Annotated in this window: 19 protein-coding genes and 1 tRNA gene; 14 read left to right on the top strand and 6 right to left on the bottom strand. The window is 40.6% G+C overall.

What is annotated here, in order from left to right; genetic code table 11:
• Positions 1-45: 45 nt before the first annotated feature.
• Together IJ00_RS20795 and mrdA are read right to left on the bottom strand one after the other, a co-directional pair.
• Positions 46-117 (bottom strand) — tRNA-Cys (locus IJ00_RS20795).
• 343 nt (positions 118-460) lie between these two features.
• Complete coding sequence (gene mrdA, locus IJ00_RS20790; protein ID WP_035156263.1) at positions 461-2290, bottom strand: penicillin-binding protein 2; 1830 nt, start codon at positions 2288-2290, stop codon at positions 461-463.
• Between the two features lie 337 nt (positions 2291-2627).
• Here mrdA and IJ00_RS20785 point away from each other — a divergent pair, with 337 nt between their 5' ends.
• From IJ00_RS20785 to IJ00_RS20765, 5 genes are all read left to right on the top strand, one after another.
• The gene (locus IJ00_RS20785; RefSeq protein WP_046814884.1) at positions 2628-3758 is read left to right on the top strand and encodes an ABC transporter ATP-binding protein; all 1131 of its coding nucleotides are present in this window, start codon (positions 2628-2630) and stop codon (positions 3756-3758) included.
• A gap of 5 nt (positions 3759-3763) precedes the next feature.
• Positions 3764-4852 carry a spermidine/putrescine ABC transporter substrate-binding protein gene (locus IJ00_RS20780; protein WP_035156261.1) on the top strand — a complete coding sequence of 363 codons (1089 nt, stop codon included), beginning with the start codon at positions 3764-3766 and terminating at the stop codon, positions 4850-4852.
• Positions 4853-5107: 255 nt separating this feature from the next.
• A complete protein-coding gene (locus IJ00_RS20775; RefSeq protein ID WP_046814883.1) occupies positions 5108-6007 on the top strand; it encodes an ABC transporter permease in 900 nt (299 codons plus the stop codon).
• A complete protein-coding gene (locus tag IJ00_RS20770) occupies positions 5988-6812 on the top strand; it encodes a sugar phosphate nucleotidyltransferase (protein WP_082127370.1) in 825 nt (274 codons plus the stop codon). The genes IJ00_RS20775 and IJ00_RS20770 overlap by 20 nt, the downstream gene beginning before the upstream one ends.
• A gap of 125 nt (positions 6813-6937) precedes the next feature.
• Positions 6938-7510: a peroxiredoxin gene (locus IJ00_RS20765; RefSeq protein WP_035156258.1), complete on the top strand. Its 573-nt coding sequence runs from the start codon at positions 6938-6940 to the stop codon at positions 7508-7510.
• A gap of 73 nt (positions 7511-7583) precedes the next feature.
• Here IJ00_RS20765 and purN read toward each other — a convergent pair whose 3' ends face one another.
• Positions 7584-8231 carry a phosphoribosylglycinamide formyltransferase gene (purN, locus tag IJ00_RS20760; protein WP_035156255.1) on the bottom strand — a complete coding sequence of 216 codons (648 nt, stop codon included), beginning with the start codon at positions 8229-8231 and terminating at the stop codon, positions 7584-7586.
• 95 nt (positions 8232-8326) lie between these two features.
• On the bottom strand, positions 8327-8974 hold the full coding sequence (locus tag IJ00_RS27225) for a type IV pilin-like G/H family protein (RefSeq protein ID WP_052754505.1): 648 nt from the start codon (positions 8972-8974) through the stop codon (positions 8327-8329).
• Positions 8975-9035: 61 nt separating this feature from the next.
• Here IJ00_RS27225 and IJ00_RS20750 point away from each other — a divergent pair, with 61 nt between their 5' ends.
• The 3 genes from IJ00_RS20750 to IJ00_RS20740 all read left to right on the top strand — a co-directional run bounded on the left by IJ00_RS20750 (position 9036) and on the right by IJ00_RS20740 (position 10647).
• Positions 9036-9920, top strand: a complete 885-nt coding sequence (locus tag IJ00_RS20750) for a carbohydrate ABC transporter permease (protein WP_035156252.1) — start codon at positions 9036-9038, stop codon at positions 9918-9920.
• A 153-nt stretch (positions 9921-10073) separates the two neighbouring features.
• Positions 10074-10337: a chlorophyll a/b-binding protein gene (locus IJ00_RS20745; RefSeq protein WP_238178529.1), complete on the top strand. Its 264-nt coding sequence runs from the start codon at positions 10074-10076 to the stop codon at positions 10335-10337.
• Between the two features lie 70 nt (positions 10338-10407).
• Positions 10408-10647, top strand: a complete 240-nt coding sequence (locus IJ00_RS20740) for a hypothetical protein (RefSeq protein WP_035156248.1) — start codon at positions 10408-10410, stop codon at positions 10645-10647.
• A 277-nt stretch (positions 10648-10924) separates the two neighbouring features.
• Here IJ00_RS20740 and IJ00_RS20735 read toward each other — a convergent pair whose 3' ends face one another.
• Positions 10925-12061: a cob(I)yrinic acid a,c-diamide adenosyltransferase gene (locus tag IJ00_RS20735; RefSeq protein WP_035159402.1), complete on the bottom strand. Its 1137-nt coding sequence runs from the start codon at positions 12059-12061 to the stop codon at positions 10925-10927.
• Between the two features lie 546 nt (positions 12062-12607).
• On the opposite strand from IJ00_RS20735, the gene fraC reads away from it, so the two are divergent.
• From fraC to truB, 5 genes are all read left to right on the top strand, one after another.
• The gene (fraC, locus tag IJ00_RS20725; RefSeq protein WP_035156245.1) at positions 12608-13162 is read left to right on the top strand and encodes a filament integrity protein FraC; all 555 of its coding nucleotides are present in this window, start codon (positions 12608-12610) and stop codon (positions 13160-13162) included.
• A gap of 85 nt (positions 13163-13247) precedes the next feature.
• Positions 13248-14300 carry a septal junction protein FraD gene (gene fraD, locus IJ00_RS20720; RefSeq protein ID WP_305728194.1) on the top strand — a complete coding sequence of 351 codons (1053 nt, stop codon included), beginning with the start codon at positions 13248-13250 and terminating at the stop codon, positions 14298-14300.
• Positions 14301-14825: 525 nt separating this feature from the next.
• On the top strand, positions 14826-15608 hold the full coding sequence (locus IJ00_RS20715) for an ABC transporter permease (RefSeq protein WP_035156242.1): 783 nt from the start codon (positions 14826-14828) through the stop codon (positions 15606-15608).
• Positions 15609-15617: 9 nt separating this feature from the next.
• Positions 15618-16568 (top strand): ion channel, encoded by a 951-nt coding sequence (locus IJ00_RS20710; protein WP_035156239.1) that lies wholly within the window; start codon positions 15618-15620, stop codon positions 16566-16568.
• Positions 16569-16700: 132 nt separating this feature from the next.
• Positions 16701-17591, top strand: a complete 891-nt coding sequence (gene truB / locus IJ00_RS20705; RefSeq protein WP_035156236.1) for a tRNA pseudouridine(55) synthase TruB — start codon at positions 16701-16703, stop codon at positions 17589-17591.
• A gap of 95 nt (positions 17592-17686) precedes the next feature.
• Here the strand turns inward: truB and IJ00_RS20700 are convergent, their stop codons facing one another.
• Complete coding sequence (locus tag IJ00_RS20700; protein ID WP_035156233.1) at positions 17687-18025, bottom strand: hypothetical protein; 339 nt, start codon at positions 18023-18025, stop codon at positions 17687-17689.
• A gap of 234 nt (positions 18026-18259) precedes the next feature.
• Here IJ00_RS20700 and IJ00_RS20695 point away from each other — a divergent pair, with 234 nt between their 5' ends.
• Positions 18260-18421, top strand: coding sequence for a hypothetical protein (locus IJ00_RS20695; RefSeq protein ID WP_035156230.1), 162 nt, complete (start codon positions 18260-18262; stop codon positions 18419-18421).
• The last annotated feature ends 135 nt before the right edge of the window (positions 18422-18556 follow it).

Below are 18556 nucleotides of genomic sequence, written 5' to 3'. Positions count from 1 at the left end.
AGCTTGCCACCAATAACAAACAGTTAGGGAAAGGATAAAATTTAAAGGCGCCACCCAGATTCGAACTGGGGGATAAAGGTTTTGCAGACCTCTGCCTTACCACTTGGCTATGGCGCCGTTTTCAAAGTACTATAATTATTTTTCAATTATAGACCTTTACTAAAATAGCATAAAAGCGCTAACTAGTCAACAATAGTATGGCTTGCATGGTAAATCCTGTAGATGCAATACCCTGGGGAAAGTCTCTCCACTTCTACAGGAATTACACCTACAGGAAAATGATAATTTTGATGTTGTTTGGGTAGTACACTGTCAAGGTTAATTTGAGGGATATCTCCCCCTTGTCCCCCTTGTCTCCCTTATCTCCCTTGTCCCCCTTGTCCCCCTTGTCTCCCTTGTCTCCCTTGTCTCCCTTGTCTCCCTTGTCCCCCTTGTCCCGCAATTCAAGTACTATGCAAAGTTAATTCTTCTTCTCTACCTCTGGTTTTTGGTACTTCCCTGGATATTTTTTCTGAAAATACTCCTCCATCACCTGCAACACCATGGGACCAGTCACACTACCACCCCCACCTCCGGAGTGTTCCGCAAAAGCAACCACCAAAATTTCCGGTTTATCAGCAGGTGCATAAGCTCCGAACCAGGTGTGATTTGCCTTGACACCACGGGATTTCCAAGCTTCTGCCGTACCACTTTTCCCTGCCATGGGGGGAACGGTAGGTTTATTTAAAGATTTTCCTGTACCTTCCGTTATCACCTTTCGCAGTCCATCCCGTAAAATCTTCACGGTTACAGGTTTCAGATTCAAGGAAGAGCGCCAACTTTTGGCATCCCTATCATCTTTGAGTAGGTGAGGTTGCACACGATAGCCACCATTGGCAGGTACAGCGAACATCACAGCAACTTGTAGAGGTGTCGTTTGTAGGGCACCTTGTCCAATAGACATATTAATCGTATCGCCCACAGTCCAAGGCATTTTCCAGACTCTACGCTTCCATTTTTCATCTGGGACATTGCCTCTGGCTTCTTCGGAAGTAAACTCAAAACCTGTTTTTTGTCCAAATCCATAGCGACGTGTCCAGTCAATCAAGGTCGGACCTCCCACACCGCGAGCAATCTGATAAAAGAAAGTATCACTACTCATAGCCATAGCTCCGGTGAATCCCAGGGGACCAAAACCTGCATGGTTCCATTCTCCAAAGGTGACTCCACCAATATTCATCGAGCCATAGGTCGGTAAGATTGTCCCTGGTGAGAATTTACCAGACTCAATACCGGCGGTAGTAGTCACAATTTTAAAGGTACTGGCTGGGGGAAAAACGCTGAGGGCACGATTTACTAGGGGGTGATTGGCTCCGGTGAGGACTCGGACTAACTCTTTTTGGGAAGGTTTTTGTTGAGAAAAAATATTGGGGTCAAAGTTTGGGTGAGAAACCATTGCCAAGACAGAGCCATTATTGGGATCCAAAGCAATGATTGAACCATCACGACCTTGCAGTGCTTTTTCCGCAGCCTTTTGTATATCTAGGTCTAAGGTTAAGTGTAAATCTTGACCTGGTTTTGCCTGCTTTTCCCCAAGAACCTTTTGAGGTCTACCGGCTCCATCAACTTCTACTCTTTGACCACCCCATTCGCCCCTCAGGGTCTTTTCATAGGATTTTTCCACACCCATTTGACCAATGACATCACCCAAGCGGTAGCCCAATTTTTTCTTGTCTTCTAACTGTTCTGCGGTGAGTTCTCTGGTGTAACCCAGAACATGGGCGAGGTCTTTGCCATGGGGGTAAAAGCGTACAGCTTCAGTATGAATTTCTACGTCCTGTAACTCAGTGCCGTACTCTTTTAAAGCTGTGATTTGCTCCATATTTAAGTCACGGGCAATTCTGACAAGGGAAGAATAATTAGAGCCAGACTTTTGCAGGAGTTCTTCTATATCTTCTTGGGGGATATTCAGGATTTTGGCTAAACGTGGACCAACAAAAGACCAAGATGGTTTGGTATGAGCCATGGGCCAAAGGTATACAGAATGAGGATATTTGGTTGTAGCTAGTAATTTTCCATTGCGGTCAAAAATATTCCCCCGTTCTGGCTGTTTAGGAATCATCCGCACACGATTAGATTCCGCACGTTGGCGCAGCTTGGAACCTTGAACAACTTGTAAATATATCAGACGGCTAGTAATACCTGCGGTGGTGAGTAGGGTAAATAAGATGATAAATGTGGGTTGTAAACCCTTACCAATGGTTCGTCCAGTTTTTTGCAGGCTGTTATTTAAGGAACGGAATGAAGTCATTTGATTGGGGATGAATAAAAATAATCGTATGGTTTAGATTTTGCTGAGGATGGAGTTTAAACTCCAAACACAGGGTTAATTTTTAAGACTTTGATGTTAGCACTTATCTATATACGTAGAAGTTGAATCCTTGCCCGGTATCATTGGGGATTCTGAATAACAGTCCCTGGTTCAGTCCCTAACCTAGTCTAGAGACTTTTGGAGATGGAAGGAAATCTACCCTGCAATTGCCTGATGGTTGACGAGTAAAATCAGCCTAAATGTACTATTTACTCTGCTAAATAGACTACATTGGTGGAGAAAACAATCTACAACTAGATTATTCTCTATTAGGATTATGACTCAAATGGAGACAGTGAATCATGAGGACATGGGTACTTTTGACTCGCTAGATGTGGAACTGCTGAATGTGTTTAAATTTTTTAATCAAGAACCAGCAGTGTACGGAGTCGATTTACAAGTAAAACAAGGAGAGTTTTTCAGCATTCTCGGACCTTCCGGTTGTGGTAAAACTACGACTTTACGCTTGGTTGCAGGTTTTGAGGTTGCGGATGCGGGAAAGGTGATGATTCAGGGTAAACCGATGACTAACGTTCCCCCTTACCGTCGTCCTGTGAACACAGTATTTCAAAGTTATGCCCTATTTCACCATTTGAATATTTGGGAAAATGTTGCTTTTAGTTTAAGGTTAAAAAATATACCCAGAGCGGAGTTAGAAAAACGGGTACAAGAAGCTTTGTGTTTGGTGAAAATGGAGGGTTTGCGATCGCGCTTTCCGGCTCAACTTTCTGGGGGACAACAGCAACGGGTAGCTTTAGCGAGAGCATTGGTAAATCGTCCCGCAGTGTTACTTTTAGATGAACCCCTGGGGGCGCTAGATTTGAAGCTACGCAAGGAAATGCAGATGGAGCTTGCCAATTTACACCAAGAATTGGGTATGACTTTTATCATGGTGACTCATGATCAAGAAGAGGCTCTTTCCTTGAGCGATCGCATTGCTGTCATGAATCAAGGGAAGGTGGAACAAATTGGTACACCTAGCCAAATCTATGAGCAACCCCAGACGGCTTTTGTCGCAGATTTTATCGGTGATACGAATTTATTTTCCGGTAAAATTACCAAGGTTGATGGTACTCATATTCAAATTGAGACTCAACAGGGGATGAAAATAATTATTCTGCGTAATCATGAGACACTAACAGAATTAGGAAAAGCAGTTGTTGTCAGTGTGCGACCAGAAAAAATTCAACTATCTTTATATCAACCAAGTATCGTGACTAATTGTTATGAAGGACACTTAGTTAATGTCATGTATTTAGGAACTCATGTTAACTATATTGTGGCGTTAGCAAATGGGGTTAATCTGACAGTGATGCAACCAAATACTTTTGGTAGTTTACCTGATGCAGATACACCAATTTATGCTTGGTGGGCAGAAAATGATGGTTTGGCTTTAGGGATTGACTGAGAAAAATGATTACCAGAAGAAAATTATTAACAGGGGTTGTCGCTGCTTCTAGTTTATCTCTAACTAGCTGCGGTTGGAAATTAGCTAATGTTCGGGCAACATCTAATCTTCAAGGTGTGCGGGACAAGCTATATATTTATACCTGGGAACAATATACGAATCAGGAATTATTAAAAAACTTTAGTACTGAAAGTGGCATCAAAATTTTTGCTGATGTTTTAGATTCCAATGAAACCATGCTGAATAAGGTACAAGCGGGGGGAGGAAGTGCTTATAGTGTGATTTATCCCTCTGATTATGCTGTTAGAAAGATGGTAAATCTGGATTTATTGGCAGAAATTAATCATGAGAAAATTCAGGGATTAGACAACCTCTTACCTGTGTTTCAAAATCCTAGTTATGACCCCAATAATCGCCATAGCATTCCCTTTAGTTGGGGAACTACAGGTTTTATTTTCAATTCTGAGAAACTCCCTAATCCTCCTGATAGTTGGGAATACCTCTGGCAAAATCAAGATAAATTAAATCGCCAAATTACTTTAATGAATGATACCAGAGAAGTATTTGGCGGAGTCCTGAAAATGTTGGGATATTCCTATAACTCTCTTCAGGAGTCAGAAATTAAACAAGCATACGAGAAACTGAAGATTTTAAAACCCGCGATCGCCACTTTTACCACGGATGCATGGAAAAATCAGCTACTCTCTGGTGATTTACTGATTGCCATGTGTTATTCCGTTGATGCAGTCAAAATTGCCGCCGAAAATCCCCGTTTTAAATATGTGATTCCCAAAACAGGTTCATCCCTATGGACTGATACTTTAGTAATTCCCAAAACTGCTCCTAACCCTGATGGTGCTTATGCTTGGATTAACTGGATACTAGAACCAAGAACTGCTGCTGAGATTACGAAAAATCTCGGTGTGGCAACTCCAAATGCTGCTACCTTTGCCCAATTACCAACCAAGTTGCAAAATAATCAGATGTTGTTTCCTTCAGATGAAATCGTACAGAAATGTGAAAGAATTTCTCCAATTGATAAAAAAATCCAGGAAATATATGAGCGTTACTGGAATGAATTGACCAGTAGTTAATCTTATCTCGAGACTTGAACAATTATGATTAGTTTATCGGTGGGATAAAAATCATTATCAATCGGCAACTAGATAATATTCAGACTTACACAAAAATCGTGAGAGAACAAGACTTGGAAATTACTTTCCTATATCGCAATGACGTAAATGTGTTGTTCCTAGGTGATTTTTAAATATTTATCTCCCTGGCAAAAGCAGTCAGAAAAGTGCAATAAAATATAATTATTTTTCTATATTCCCATACCATAAAATCCTGTGTCTACCCAAATTTCTCCTTCTCCCGTCATTCCTATCCCAAAACTCCGTCGTCATCGGATTAACTGGATACAACCTCTATTACTGCTATCACCTGCGGGAATTTGGTTTTTATTATTACTAGTGCTACCCACACTGATAATTTTGGAATTAAGCTTAGTTCCCAATATTCGTCCAGGGGATTTAGTTATTCCTACTGGTATTGATAATTATATAAAAATTCTTGACCCTTTATTTTTGCGGGTAATTTGGCGATCGCTATTTTTGTCGATGAGTACAACTATGATTTGTCTACTTCTAGGCTTACCCGTAGTTTACTGGATGACTCAGATAGCACCTAAAAAATGGCAAAATTTGCTGCTATTAGGTTTTATTTTACCATTTTGGACTTCTTCATTGTTACGTTCCTATGCCTGGATTACTATCCTTCGTCCTACGGGTTTAATCAACACGATTCTCACTAGTCTTGGTTTCCCTGCGGTGGATATGCTTCACCAAGATGCAGCAGTATTAATTGGCATGAGTTATAGTATGCTGCCCTACATGGTGCTAATTTTATACGCAGCATTCGAGAAATTAGATCAGCGCTTGTTGGAAGCAGCAGCAGACTTAGGAGCAAATCCGATACAAGTATTTTGGCAAATTACCATTCCCCAAACCTTTACAGGGATTACTGCCGGGTCTTTTTTAGTATTTATTAGTGCTTTAGGCGACTTTGTGAATCCGGAATTACTCGGAGGTGCTACAAGTATGACAGCAGCACGGTTAATTTATAACCAATTTCTCGGTGCAACTCAGAATTGGGGTTTTGGTTCAGCTTTAAGTATGACGTTAATTTTTGTGGTAAGTGTGGCGATCGCTCTTTCTATTAAATTCAGTAATGCGACACCAAAACAATAATCATCCATCAACAACCCCAGGAAATATGCAAGTTGTCGGACTACTACCAGCTGGTGGACAAGCTACGAGAATTTCCCCCCTACCCCTGAGTAAAGAATTATATCCCATTGGTTTTCAAGACTTTGGTGAAACCTCTCGTTATCGTCCCAAAGTTGTCAGTCAGTATTTATTAGAAAAAATGCGCTTGGCAGGCATTCAAAATACCTATTTTATTCTCCGTCCAGGGAAATGGGATATTCCTGGATACTTTGGTGATGGCTCCATCATTGACATGAATATCGGCTATTTAATCATGAATTTACCCTATGGTGTACCCTTTACCCTAGACCAAGCCTATACATTTATTCAAGATAAAATTGTTGCCCTGGGATTTCCTGATATTCTATTTCAACCAGAGAATGCCTATACCAAAATTTTACAACGTTTAACAACAAATCAAGTCGATATTGTCCTGGGTTTATTTCCCACAGACAAACCCCAAAAAGCCGGAATGGTTGATTTTGATGAAAGGGGAAAAGTAAGACAAATCATTGAGAAACCCAAGGAAACAAATTTAAAATATATGTGGGGTATAGCAGTTTGGCAACCTAGTTTTACTGAGTTTTTACATAATTATCTCATCCCCATCAAACAACAAAATAATCTGCCACAAATGCCAGAAATTCCCATTGGAGATGTAATTAAAGCTGCAATCACCCATGGCTTAAAAGTAGAGGCAGAAGTTTTTATTGATGGTAGCTATTTAGATATTGGTACACCAGATGATTTGCTACAGGCAGTACAAAAATTTAGTATCATTGCTTGATTTGTTTTGAGGAATCATAAATTATCAAGTCCAGGAAGTAATTCCTCAACTATAATTATTTTTGATTTACATGATTTTTGCCCCACCACCAATTTCTAGTCTGCAATTTACATAAAGAGGTATTTATGGCTATGGTTAATCGCGTTCCCGATGTAGTATTTAAGACTCGTGTCCGTGATGAGTCCGTCGGAGGACCTAATCCTTTCCGTTGGCAAGATAGAACTACCCAAGAAATTTTTGCTGGCAAGCGCATTGTTTTATTTGCTCTTCCTGGAGCATTTACTCCCACCTGTTCTTCTACTCATTTGCCTCGCTATGAAGAACTATACGAGGAATTTAAAGCCCAGGGAATCGATCAGATTATTTGTCTTTCAGTCAATGATGCTTTTGTGATGTTTCAGTGGGGTAAACAACAGGGTGCAAAAAATGTCTTCCTCCTACCAGATGGTAGTGGTGAATTCACTCGCAAAATGGGGATGTTAGTTGATAAATCTAATATTGGTTTTGGGATGCGTTCTTGGCGCTATGCCATGGTTGTTAACAACTGTGAAATTGAAAAAATGTTTGTAGAGCCAGGTTATGAAGATAACTGTCCCACCGATCCCTTTGAGGTTTCCGATGCAGATACGGTGCTTGCTTACTTGAAAGGTGTTCCTCGCTCCTCTGAGGTTGCACCTCGTTTGAGCTTTATTGGTTAGTTTTTAATCACAATTCTCTCGCTAGATCCCCGGCTTTTCACAAAGTCGCGGATCTAACTACTCCGTATCTCAGCTATTCAGAGAAAGTTGCTAGGGCGATCGCCTGGGGTAGAATTCGATGCTCCTCTATCTGAATTCGAGCATGGAGAGTATCTCTCGTATCATTGGGTAATACTGGCACAGCTGCTTGCATTAAAATTTTCCCACTATCCACCTCCAGACAGACTAAATGTGCTGTACAACCAGCAATTTTGACGCCAGTATCTAAAGCCTGTTCTATCGCCCGTGTGCCTTTAAAACTAGGCAAAAGACTAGGATGAATATTGATAATTTGATTGGGGAAAGCATCAATTAATACAGGCGTTACTAAACGCATCCAACCAGCCATAACTACCCATTCCACACCGTATTCCTTCAGAGTTTGGGCTATTTGAGCGTCCAAGGCTTCCCGACTGGGGTATTCTCGGTGATTTAATAATACAGCAGGTACTCCCCAATCCTTGGCTCTGACTGCGGCATAGGCATCGGGATTGTTGTAGATTAATACCTGTATCTGCGCCCTCAGTTTACCATCTGTTATAGCTTGGGCGATCGCCTGAAAATTACTTCCACTTCCAGAAGCCATAATTCCCAGTTTTACGGGTTTATCTTGAGGTAATGATTCAATTTCCAATGTGGGAGAAATCAGGGTGGGAGTTAAACCAGAGTCAAGCGTCGTCATAAGTTCAGATATCACGCAGAGGCAGCATCAAGGATTTTACAGTGCCTCCGGTGCAAATTCTACAGCTAAATTATGGGAACGATAGAACTGTAATATTAGAGAGGAAATGAACCTTCAGGACATTGTATCTTCTCTGATGCACTGGCAGGAGCGGCAGGCATAGCAGGTTCCTGAGTCAGGGGAACAGTCATGCGACAAACTTGAGCGACGGTAACAGGTTCAGAACCCTTAGCATTCTCGGGAACAAAATACACTAAGCCAATAAAACTCTCAGTATTTGCAGATTTAGCTTGGGCGATCGCCATCACCTGTTTCGGATTAGCAGCAGAAAGTACAACCCGATAGCTATAGTTCTTCGTTTCTGGTTGAATTCCCATCTGTAACTCCGGAAGATTCGCCGCAAATTTGCTATATTCCAAATAATAAGCTTGTTGTCCGCGATTAATAGAGCCAATATAGGTTTTACCTTCACTCTCCTTGGCTTTATTAACATTATCTGCCAAGGATACACGAGTTACTACATCCAAAGTGGCGATCGCAGCACCCAGTACCGGAGATGTTGTTGAGGAATTTGATACCGTCTCAGATGTTTTCCCAGACTCAGAAGTTGATTGACTACAACCATTAATTGTCAGAATTCCGCCAATCAAAGCGAAGACAAAACCCTGACGAGCGATCGCCCCTATCCCAGAAAATCCTATACTGTTAACAAAAGTTTCCTCAGTCAGAAAAAAAATTTTCATTTTTGCAATAAATACAACAAAAAAATAACTTTTTATACATTAATCACTGGTAGTCAGCCCCATGGTAACCTCTCGCTCATCCCAGCGCCACTTCCTCGACAATGACACTGTTGCCGCCTGGATTTTCCTCGCTCCAGCCATAATCTTATTAACTATTTTCCTGATTGCTCCCATCATTTACCTGTTTTTCCTCAGCTTCACTGCTGGTAGTTTCACCTCTAGCGGAGCTTATTGGGTAGGGTTAAAAAATTATCTGCGTCTGATACTCAACCCGGACTTTTGGCAAGTGATTAGCAATACTCTCTACTTCACCATTGCCACGGTAATTCCTAGCTTAATTATTCCCCTGGCGATCGCAGTATTACTCAACCAAACCGTCTTCCTTCGCGGAATACTACGCACCGTTTACTTTCTGCCGTCAATTATCTCCCTAGTTGCCGCAGGTTTAGGATTTCGCTGGTTATTTCAAACAGAAGGTCCCATGAATGCTCTATTAAGTAGTATGGGTATCCCGGCAATTTCCTGGCTAGGGGATACTTTCTGGGCAATGCCAGTACTGATTATATTAAGCATCTGGAAGCAACTCGGCTTCAATATGGTTGTATTCCTGGCAGGATTACAAATGATTCCCCCCAATCGTTACGAAGCAGCAGAATTAGACGGGGCAAATAATTGGCAGCAATTTTGGCATATTACCCTACCGGGATTACGACCAACTCTAATTTTCGCGATCGTCACCACAGTCATTTTTACCTTACGCAGTTTCGAGCAAGTATATGTAATTACTGGTGGAGGTCCCCTCAATTCCACCAATCTACTTGTACATTACATCTATCAAGAGGCTTTCGGACAATTTGACTTCGGTTACGCAGCAGCAGCAGCCTCGGTTCTGTTATTTTTCACACTCATTATGGTTTATTGGCAGTTGCGCACATCGAATGAGTAATGAGTAATGAGTAATGAGTGATGGGTGTTGGGTGCAGAATTAATCGCTACAACACAAGGTTTTACAAATGAATTTTTCCCATAGGTTCGGTTCTTGACCGTAGATATTACGGATAGCCGAACCTATTTATTTTGTCAAGTACTTGTAAATATTCTGTTACATAAGTTAGTATTTAGTTACAAAGTTAAACAAAGGAACTCAACCATGACTAGCAGAGGATTCACAATTAACGAGCGCGGTCAACTCAACAACTTCGCCATTGAGCCAAAAGTATATGTAGACCAGACAGAGCGCACTGGTTTTACTGAATACGCAGAAAAACTGAACGGACGTTTAGCAATGATTGGTTTTGTGTCTTTAATTGCTTTAGAAGTACTGAGCGGACATGGTGTCATTGGTTTGTTAAACGGTCTGTAAATTTGTGAGCAGAATCATCACAATTAACCCAAGTCAAAGTGTAAAAAATCATCTTAATTGAGGAAAAACCATGAAAACAGATTTTAACTATCCCAACTCCAACTTGTTAGGTCCCGTTGTCTTTCGTCCCGAATTCAACAATTTTGAAAAGATTAATGCTAACCAAGCTTGGTCTTTATTCTTCACCGCAGGTCAAGAAGATAAAGTACTCGGTCAAAGCGTCGAACTAGGCAGATTCTTCACTAATCTTTTGGTTGCATTTGCTGTTACCGGAGGTATTTGGGGAGTAGTTTTCAACCACGTTGTGTAAGATGCATGATGTGGAAAATCATTACGGGGTTGGGGATAAACCTAACCCATAAAACAAAAAGAAGCCTTGGTGAGACTAGCATCAAGACTTCTTTTTTTATGTGGCAAAATTATTTATTTTTAGTAGTGAAAATGGTGGTAAACATCATCAACATTCCACCTAGGAGAATTAATATTCCCAATCCACCGGTAATCCAATCCAGCACATTACTATCCACGGTCATATCGCTTCGCTCCAATTCAAAATTCAAAATTCAAAATTAAAGACAATTTGAACCTTAAAAATCTACTCCTCGTTTGAGTTCTACACCTTGATTGGCATAGTGTTTATGACAGTAGACTTCTGAGTGAACCGTTGCCAGGTCAAAATATGCTGGTTGGTTGTGACAACGTCCGGTGATAATCACTTCCGTATCACGGGGTTTACGGAGTAATGCTTGAACGATAGGTTCCACAGGTAGAAGTTCCAAATCGACCGTGGGGTTAAGTTCATCAAGGATGATGGTTTTATAAAGTCCAGAGGCGATCGCTATCTTGGCAATCTCCCAACCTCTTTCTGCTTCCACATAGTCTAATTCCTGGCGAGAATTACGCCAAACAATGGCATCCCGTCCACAACGCTGATGATCAACAACCTCTGGATAGGATTGTTGTAAGGCTGCCAGGGCTGCATCTTCTGTATAACCTGTACCACCTTTGAGCCACTGCATAATCAGTACACGGGTAGAACCAGGATGATTAATTCCCCTACCAATAGCTTTTAGAGCTTTTCCTAGGGCGCTAGTAGATTTTCCTTTCCCTGCACCTGTATAAACTTCAATACCACCAATTCCCTGAGCTTCCGCAGTTGGGTGGTGGTGGGGTTTCATTTCCGAATGTAAATCAGCAATATCCAGTAATTCTGGAGGTGCAGCACGTCCGGTGGCAATAATTTCTAAATCCTGGGGTTTATCTTTCAGGGTACGGATAACTTCTTGGGTAGGGAGTAAACCCAAATCTAAAACTGGGTTGATCTCATCGAGAACCACAACAGAATATAATCCAGAGGCGATCGCCCCCTTGGCAACATCCCATCCCCTTGCCGCTTCTTCCCGATCATAGGTGATAATCTCATCTGCTCCAAAATATTCCGCCCTGCCAGTGCGAACCTGATCTATCAGATGGGGAAAACCACGTTGTAAAGCGGCGATCGCTCCATCTTCATCATAGTCCCGCTCTGGACCCTTCAAAAACCGCAATAGCAAGACGCGGTTGACATTATTCGGTGTATTAATTCCTAAGCCAATCGAACGCAAAACTACGCCTAAAGCTGCTTGGGACTTGCCTTTCCCAGCACCATCATAGACATGAATTTGTCCTGTGACCCGTTGTTGACGCACTTGGGCGGTGCGAATACCGATGCCGTTCCTTGTCATCTCACCAAAAGCTGTAACATCGCAGTCTCCCATCTTACCCGTTGTCGGTTCTCATATGTTTAACTAGGTGGGAAAGCTTAAAAAGAAAAGAATTTATAACTCTTCCCTGTCACCGTTTCCTGATGAGACATCGACCGAATTTGATGATGCATTGCCCCAAACCCTTGCTAGAAGCATTCCATCCCCACATCTATCCTGATTTTCCCAAGTGTCTATTTACCCTTTGTCAAGTAACATTGGATTCCCGTTCAAAGGGCTATATACTCTCATAAAGTTACCAATGAATCTATAATCTCAACAGCTAATGAATGAGATGGAACTTCCTGGTGATATCCCCTCAGGGGTTAGCCAATTTTGCCCAATCCTGCCATGGTAGGTATAAAATATCGAATCAACTGATATCAAATAGCGAGAATCGTGACATTGATAGGGGGAATCCCCAATTTATCAGACAAAATAGGGCAGAAACGATACCTCAGTGTTCGCCTTTCCTCGAATTCTCTATTCAAAATCCCCTAAACCAACAACAGCAGCTATCTAAAAACCATGTTTAGATTACCTCCCCTTCCCACCTTTCCCACAGTTTTCCCCCTAGGGGTAATTCTCTTTGATTTTTTATTTTTACTGATAGCGATCGCCATAGAAGCGTATGTTCTGAATAATCGACTGAAGTTCGACAAAAAAACTTCCACGTTTTACGCCCTGGCGATGAATCTCTTTTCTAGTGCTATTGGTTGGTTCGCATTCTTCCTCGCAGAACCTCTTTTACCCATCCAACTCAAATCGGAATTAATTAGTTATATTTTCTTCAATCGTTTCCAATCTAATGCAGTTCAAGGTATTCTCATTCTCACAGCATTTATTATTTTCTTTAGTACATTTTTGGTTAAATTTATCTTTTTGAAAGTTCTTTTAATTTCTCTGAGCGAATTTGAGAAAAAACCAGAGCTTGATGTGCAATCCGTATCATCGAGAAGATTCTCTCGACGTTTTCGAGCCAGAATTCAAAATACTAACTTAGCTACTACTACCTTGATTGCTAACTCCCTCAGCTATAGCGCTATCGTGCTAGTAATCCTACTCCGTGCTGTTAACTTATAGTTGATTATTGACAAGTTTCAGCAGCACAAAAAGTATATTTACTTCATTCATCAATTTCACAAATATTTCCATTTGGGTAGAATATATGAGTCGTAATATGAGCCTGCTAGATGATTTGCTAGCATTTGCCATTATTAAGGATGTTTGGGAAAATCTCAAAAAACTATTGTTGCCACCGAAGGCTTTTTCTTGGCAAACTTTAATTTATTTGAGTTTATTTTCCTGGTTAATGTCCTCCTTCACCACAGGTTTTGTGAAAAACTTAATTGCCCTATGTGGTTGGCTATTTTTAATAGCGGGAACTGCTTGGTACACGACGGATAAACCAGTCATGATTCCCGGTACAAATATGCCAATTGGAGCGCTGATTACAGGTGCATTAGTTAGCGTTTTTGCCTTTGGTCATGGAGAACAAACGACGGCAACTACAGCTAAAGATTTTGTGACTCTCCCATTAAGAGAAACAACTTTTGTTTTATGGCCCACCATTTCGGCATTAATTACCGCAATTCCAGAATTTTTTGAAGGTAGTGGTACAGATGTTAAGCAAAAAATACCCAAAGTTGAAGTGAGGCAAAAAGTACTAGTACTAGTTGCTTGCTCCATGGTATTAAGTTGCTGGCTACAGTTATATTTTCTGGTGAATAATTGGTTAGAAAAATATCCGAGTTTGCAAACAGATTCATTCCAAAAAACCTATGTTTTGCGCGGTGGTATCAAAGAATCTATTCCACGTAATGGCGTAGAAATTTTGGAGAAATTACAACCACTAATAGAAGAAGAAATTTCACAACAACCTTGGTCAGAAGTAGAACAGTGGTTATTGGATGCCAAACAACGGGTTGCCAGTCTTGGAAGAAATGTGATTGAAGTAAATCTGCGAAAATATGAAGAAAAAGCTTTTTGGCGGACAGAACCACGTATCTCTAATGTCAAAGCTGGTTATAAACTAGATTTGTTAAGTATTTGGAGTGGTCCAAGTGCCAATCCTGTCGGTTACTATGTGAGAAAATCCTGTACTATTGACCCGATTGCTAAGTCAAAAACTGGTCGAGTGGAAGACAAAGGGACTTTAGCAGAAATAGAGTGCGCTCGTATCAATCAATTTAAAAGAGAAGCACCACCACCACAGCAATAAACCTAATTCATCAGTGAAGAGTATTTTCCAAAAATCTTAATTAATGGAGGTTTTTGGATGACTCCTATCTGAGAGGATGTTTGAAAAGTGGTATCTTGTCATTTTTATAACATTTTTACCCCCCTTAGTCCCCCCTTGTAAAGGGTGGAAACAAGAAAAATCCGGTTCCCTCCCCTTTGCAAGGGGAGGGTTAGGGTGGGGTAAAAAACATTTGATACATCAAACATGACTTTTCAAACAACCTCTGAGATGATTTATTAGGTGAATATCAAGTTAATTACCTAGAAATCACTACGAAAAGCGCATAGGAATAGATTTTTTGTCTGCAAATTTCCTTGATAAATCAACAAACAGTCTGCAATTTATCATCCTAAGTTACGCGAACAATACCCGAAACACTTTGTGTAATTTCTAATATTTTTTCTTCTACATTGTAATATTGAGACATTAATATCAAGTAACTACTTGTCAAACCCTGGCAAATATTTCTAGTCAATTATCTACTGTATAGTCAAAGAACCATTCATGAATATCACTAGAATTTCAGTTATTAGCCAAAACGTTCTTCGGGAAATGGTGCGCGATCGCATTCTGTTTCTCATTGGCTTTTATGCTTTTATCTTGGCGATCGCTCTTTACGTTTTACCCAAGTTTGCTGCTGCTAGCGAAGACAAAATGTTTCTAGATTTTGGTCTGGCAGTGATGCAGATTTTAGGCTTGATTATAGCGATATTTGTTGGTACCGGATTAATTAATAAGGAAATTGAGAAGCGGACTTTACTAGTCTTCCTCGCTAAACCTATGAGCCGAAGTGAATTTATTGTCGGCAAATTTTTAGGTTTATGTAGTGTCATCACTACCTTAGTGGTAGCAATGACTGCGATTTATATCGGATTTTTACAACTGGGAAAAATTGAATACTTTCCCTTAAGTATTATTATTTGCAGTTTATTTCTTTGCTTGCAATTATTTTTGATTGCAGCCTTTGCGATTACCTTTGGTGTTTTTACTAGTTCCTTACTAGCAGCACCTTTAACATTAGTAGTTTATTTGATGGGAAACATTACCCAGGAAATATTTAAACTTGGTCAGTTGGCAGAACAAAATCCCGATTTTGAACGTTTAACTAAAGCCATATATCTAATTTTACCAGACTTTTCACGGTTAGATTTAAAAAATGATGCTGTCTACGGTTTAGCCGCTTTACCTAACACAAATACTTTAATTAGTAATGCTGGCTATGGTTTACTTTATATTGGTGCATTATTGGCGATCGCCATCTTGATTTTCTCCCGCAAAGAATTCTAGGATGCAATCATGAAACAGAGATTACGTTCTCTATATCAATTATCTCGCCGTCCTCGCTCTATCCGCATTGCAAACCAAGATGGTAAAATGCAAGCGGAAGGCTATGGCAATTGGCATTCCTATTTACGCGACCCCTACCATTTAATGCTAGTTATTCCCTGGAGTGGGTTTATTTTGGTAGTGGGAATAGTGTATGTTTTTATTAATATTATATTCGCATTAATGTATTTAGCTGGGGGAGATTGTTTACAGGGGGGACGTGTTGGTTCCTTTGAGGATGCTTTCTTTTTCAGTGTCCATACTTTTGCTTCTATTGGTTATGGCGTAATTGCCCCGAAAACAACCTACGCTAATTTTATTGTTTTACTAGAAGCTATTTCCAGCTTATTATCTATTGCTGTTGTTACAGGACTATCCTTTGCCCGCTTTTCTAAACCCCATGCAAGGGTCACTTTTAGTCAATATGCGGTAATTACTAGCCATCATGGTATTCCCACATTAATGTTTCGGGCTGCCAATCAACGCCGTAATTTAATTTTAGAAGCACAATTACGAGTCTATTTGCTCCAGGATGAAATCACTCCCGAAGGAGAATATTATTATCGCATTTATGATTTGCAATTACAGCGATCGCGCTCCCCCAGTTTTGCTCTGACATGGACAGCAATGCATCCCATCACAGAAGAGAGTCCCCTCTATGCAGCTACCCCAGAGTCCTTAAGCAAAAAACACGCCCAAATCATTATTTCCCTGACTGGTACTGATGAAACTGTCGCTTATACAATCAACCTGCGACACGTTTATAGTGCCAATGAAGTCTTATTCAATCACCGTTTAATGGATATTATCTACAAGTCACCCAACGGCGATCGCTACTTTGAATATACCAATTTCCATAAAGTTATTCCTATTCACCAAGAAGCAACAGGTGAGTCAGATAGAAATTTGGGAGTTAGTTAATTTAGCTGATTGTAGAATCTGGAAAATACCAGAATGATTTTGGAAAATTAAATATGATTCCCATGGGATTTAACTGAATTCTAGAAACAATCAAACAATAACCCTTCACGTCAATTCAAAATTGACACAACTATGCACGGCTTTCTCAATCTTCACAAACCTTTTGGCTGGACTTCCCATGACTGTGTTGCCAAAACCCGTAAACTACTTCATCTTAAGCGTGTGGGACACGCAGGAACCCTAGATCCCGCAGCAACCGGAGTATTACCCATTGCCCTCGGTAAGGCAACAAGACTATTACAATACCTACCAGGAGAAAAAGCTTATACAGCAACTATTCGTTTTGGCATACGTACAGCAACTGATGACATGGAAGGAGAAATTATTGCTCAACAACCTGTTATTAATTTATCCCTAGCAACGGTAAAAACCGCCTTAACTCAATTCTGTGGCAAAATCACCCAAATTCCCCCCAGCTATAGCGCAATTCAAGTTCAGGGGAAACGTTTGTATGATTTGGCACGTCAAGGAGAAATCGTTGAAGCCCCTGCTAGGGTTGTAGAAGTATCAGATATTCAAGTATTAGACTGGCGAGAGGGAGAATATCCAGAATTAGATGTGGCAATTAGTTGTGGAACAGGGACATATATTCGGGCGATCGCCCGCGATTTAGGTCAAGTCCTCACAGTTGGTGGTACCCTCGCCAAATTACAACGGACATCTAGTAGTGGTTTTCATCTGGCAGAAAGTTTGACATTCTCAGAATTAGAAACCCAACTACAAACAGCAACCTTTCATCCCCTCCTTGCTGATCAACCCCTCCAACATCTTCCCCTGATAACCCTACCCTCAATCAACGCCAAAAAATGGTGCCAAGGACAACGGGTTGCCATCACAGAATCAGAATTAGATACCAACCAGCACCTCAGAGTCTACGCAGAAAATGGTCAGTTTCTGGGAATTGGGAAATCTGACAGTCAATTACTAATACCCCAAATGGTATTTGAAAGTTTCGAGTCATGAAACCCGGAGTTTTTTTTAACCATTCAAATCCGTCATCCTGATATCAGGAAGCAATCTCAAGGTAGACGAGGTTTCATTAAATTCTCCTCCCTCCCCTAATCCTCATCTAACGCCGGAAATATTTCCTCAAAAACCCACAAATCATCCTTATTTTCCATAAACCATGTACGGGTTTCAGCAGTTAATTTTCCCCAGATAATATCTATCGGTACATGGGGAGAAGCATAACGGTACTCCTTACCCAACTCTTGGAGATTTTCTATAACTGCTTCCGGAATACCAAACTCCTGCCAATCCACGTATCTCACAATCCCCGAAACCCCACCCGTCGGGTCAAAAATTAGCTGTGACGCTCTAATTAAGTCAGCAAAATGTATCGGTTTGAGATGATAAATTTCCTGAAGTTGTTGTGCTATGTCTTTTTCTTGGGTCATTGTCAATGGAATAGTGAAGGTAAAACGCCCATCAGAACTTACTTTCAGAGATAATTACCCCAATAATTTTATTTTAATCGAAATTTCTATCCAGGGACTTGCCAAGGTAGTTTATCGGTGGTATGATAGATTCGTGTGTGAGGAGCAAGTGTAAATCAAAGAGCGTCTGGGGTGGAAACAAGGTAACACTCCCAGGCGTTTTTTGTTTAATATGATAAATACTCAACGAAATCTATGAATCGCTCCAAAATAGTCGCTATTCTTACAGGTGCTATCTCTATTCTTTTAGCCCTAGTTTACTTAATAGTTGTCCAATTACTTGATTTTCGTGGTGAGATGAAACCTGCCCCCATGACTGGGCAGTTACCGCTAGTAGTGATTAGTCAATCCAAATAATTAGAATCTCTTACTGTCTTAAAATACCCCTTATCCCATTTTTCATAACAATGGGTGGATTGATGTTATTTATCGGTTTCTATGATGCATAGATTACATCAATAATATTCATCAGACTATAGCGAGAAGTATTAT

The sequence above is a fragment of the Calothrix sp. 336/3 genome (assembly GCF_000734895.2).
Taxonomy (GTDB): domain Bacteria; phylum Cyanobacteriota; class Cyanobacteriia; order Cyanobacteriales; family Nostocaceae; genus 336-3.
Note: the sequence above shows the minus strand (reverse complement) of the source record. Positions and strands in the feature narration are given on the sequence as shown.

Coding starts and splice junctions, on each gene's coding strand:
- mrdA (WP_035156263.1), bottom strand. CDS start 2,290: ATGACTTCATTCCGTTCCTTAAATAACAGCCTGCAAAAAACTGGACGA.
- IJ00_RS20785 (WP_046814884.1), top strand. CDS start 2,628: ATGACTCAAATGGAGACAGTGAATCATGAGGACATGGGTACTTTTGAC.
- IJ00_RS20780 (WP_035156261.1), top strand. CDS start 3,764: ATGATTACCAGAAGAAAATTATTAACAGGGGTTGTCGCTGCTTCTAGT.
- IJ00_RS20770 (WP_082127370.1), top strand. CDS start 5,988: ATGCGACACCAAAACAATAATCATCCATCAACAACCCCAGGAAATATG.
- IJ00_RS20765 (WP_035156258.1), top strand. CDS start 6,938: ATGGCTATGGTTAATCGCGTTCCCGATGTAGTATTTAAGACTCGTGTC.
- purN (WP_035156255.1), bottom strand. CDS start 8,231: ATGACGACGCTTGACTCTGGTTTAACTCCCACCCTGATTTCTCCCACA.
- IJ00_RS27225 (WP_052754505.1), bottom strand. CDS start 8,974: ATGAAAATTTTTTTTCTGACTGAGGAAACTTTTGTTAACAGTATAGGA.
- IJ00_RS20750 (WP_035156252.1), top strand. CDS start 9,036: ATGGTAACCTCTCGCTCATCCCAGCGCCACTTCCTCGACAATGACACT.
- IJ00_RS20740 (WP_035156248.1), top strand. CDS start 10,408: ATGAAAACAGATTTTAACTATCCCAACTCCAACTTGTTAGGTCCCGTT.
- IJ00_RS20735 (WP_035159402.1), bottom strand. CDS start 12,061: ATGACAAGGAACGGCATCGGTATTCGCACCGCCCAAGTGCGTCAACAA.
- fraC (WP_035156245.1), top strand. CDS start 12,608: ATGTTTAGATTACCTCCCCTTCCCACCTTTCCCACAGTTTTCCCCCTA.
- fraD (WP_305728194.1), top strand. CDS start 13,248: ATGAGTCGTAATATGAGCCTGCTAGATGATTTGCTAGCATTTGCCATT.
- IJ00_RS20715 (WP_035156242.1), top strand. CDS start 14,826: ATGAATATCACTAGAATTTCAGTTATTAGCCAAAACGTTCTTCGGGAA.
- IJ00_RS20710 (WP_035156239.1), top strand. CDS start 15,618: ATGAAACAGAGATTACGTTCTCTATATCAATTATCTCGCCGTCCTCGC.
- truB (WP_035156236.1), top strand. CDS start 16,701: ATGCACGGCTTTCTCAATCTTCACAAACCTTTTGGCTGGACTTCCCAT.
- IJ00_RS20700 (WP_035156233.1), bottom strand. CDS start 18,025: ATGACCCAAGAAAAAGACATAGCACAACAACTTCAGGAAATTTATCAT.
- IJ00_RS20695 (WP_035156230.1), top strand. CDS start 18,260: ATGAATCGCTCCAAAATAGTCGCTATTCTTACAGGTGCTATCTCTATT.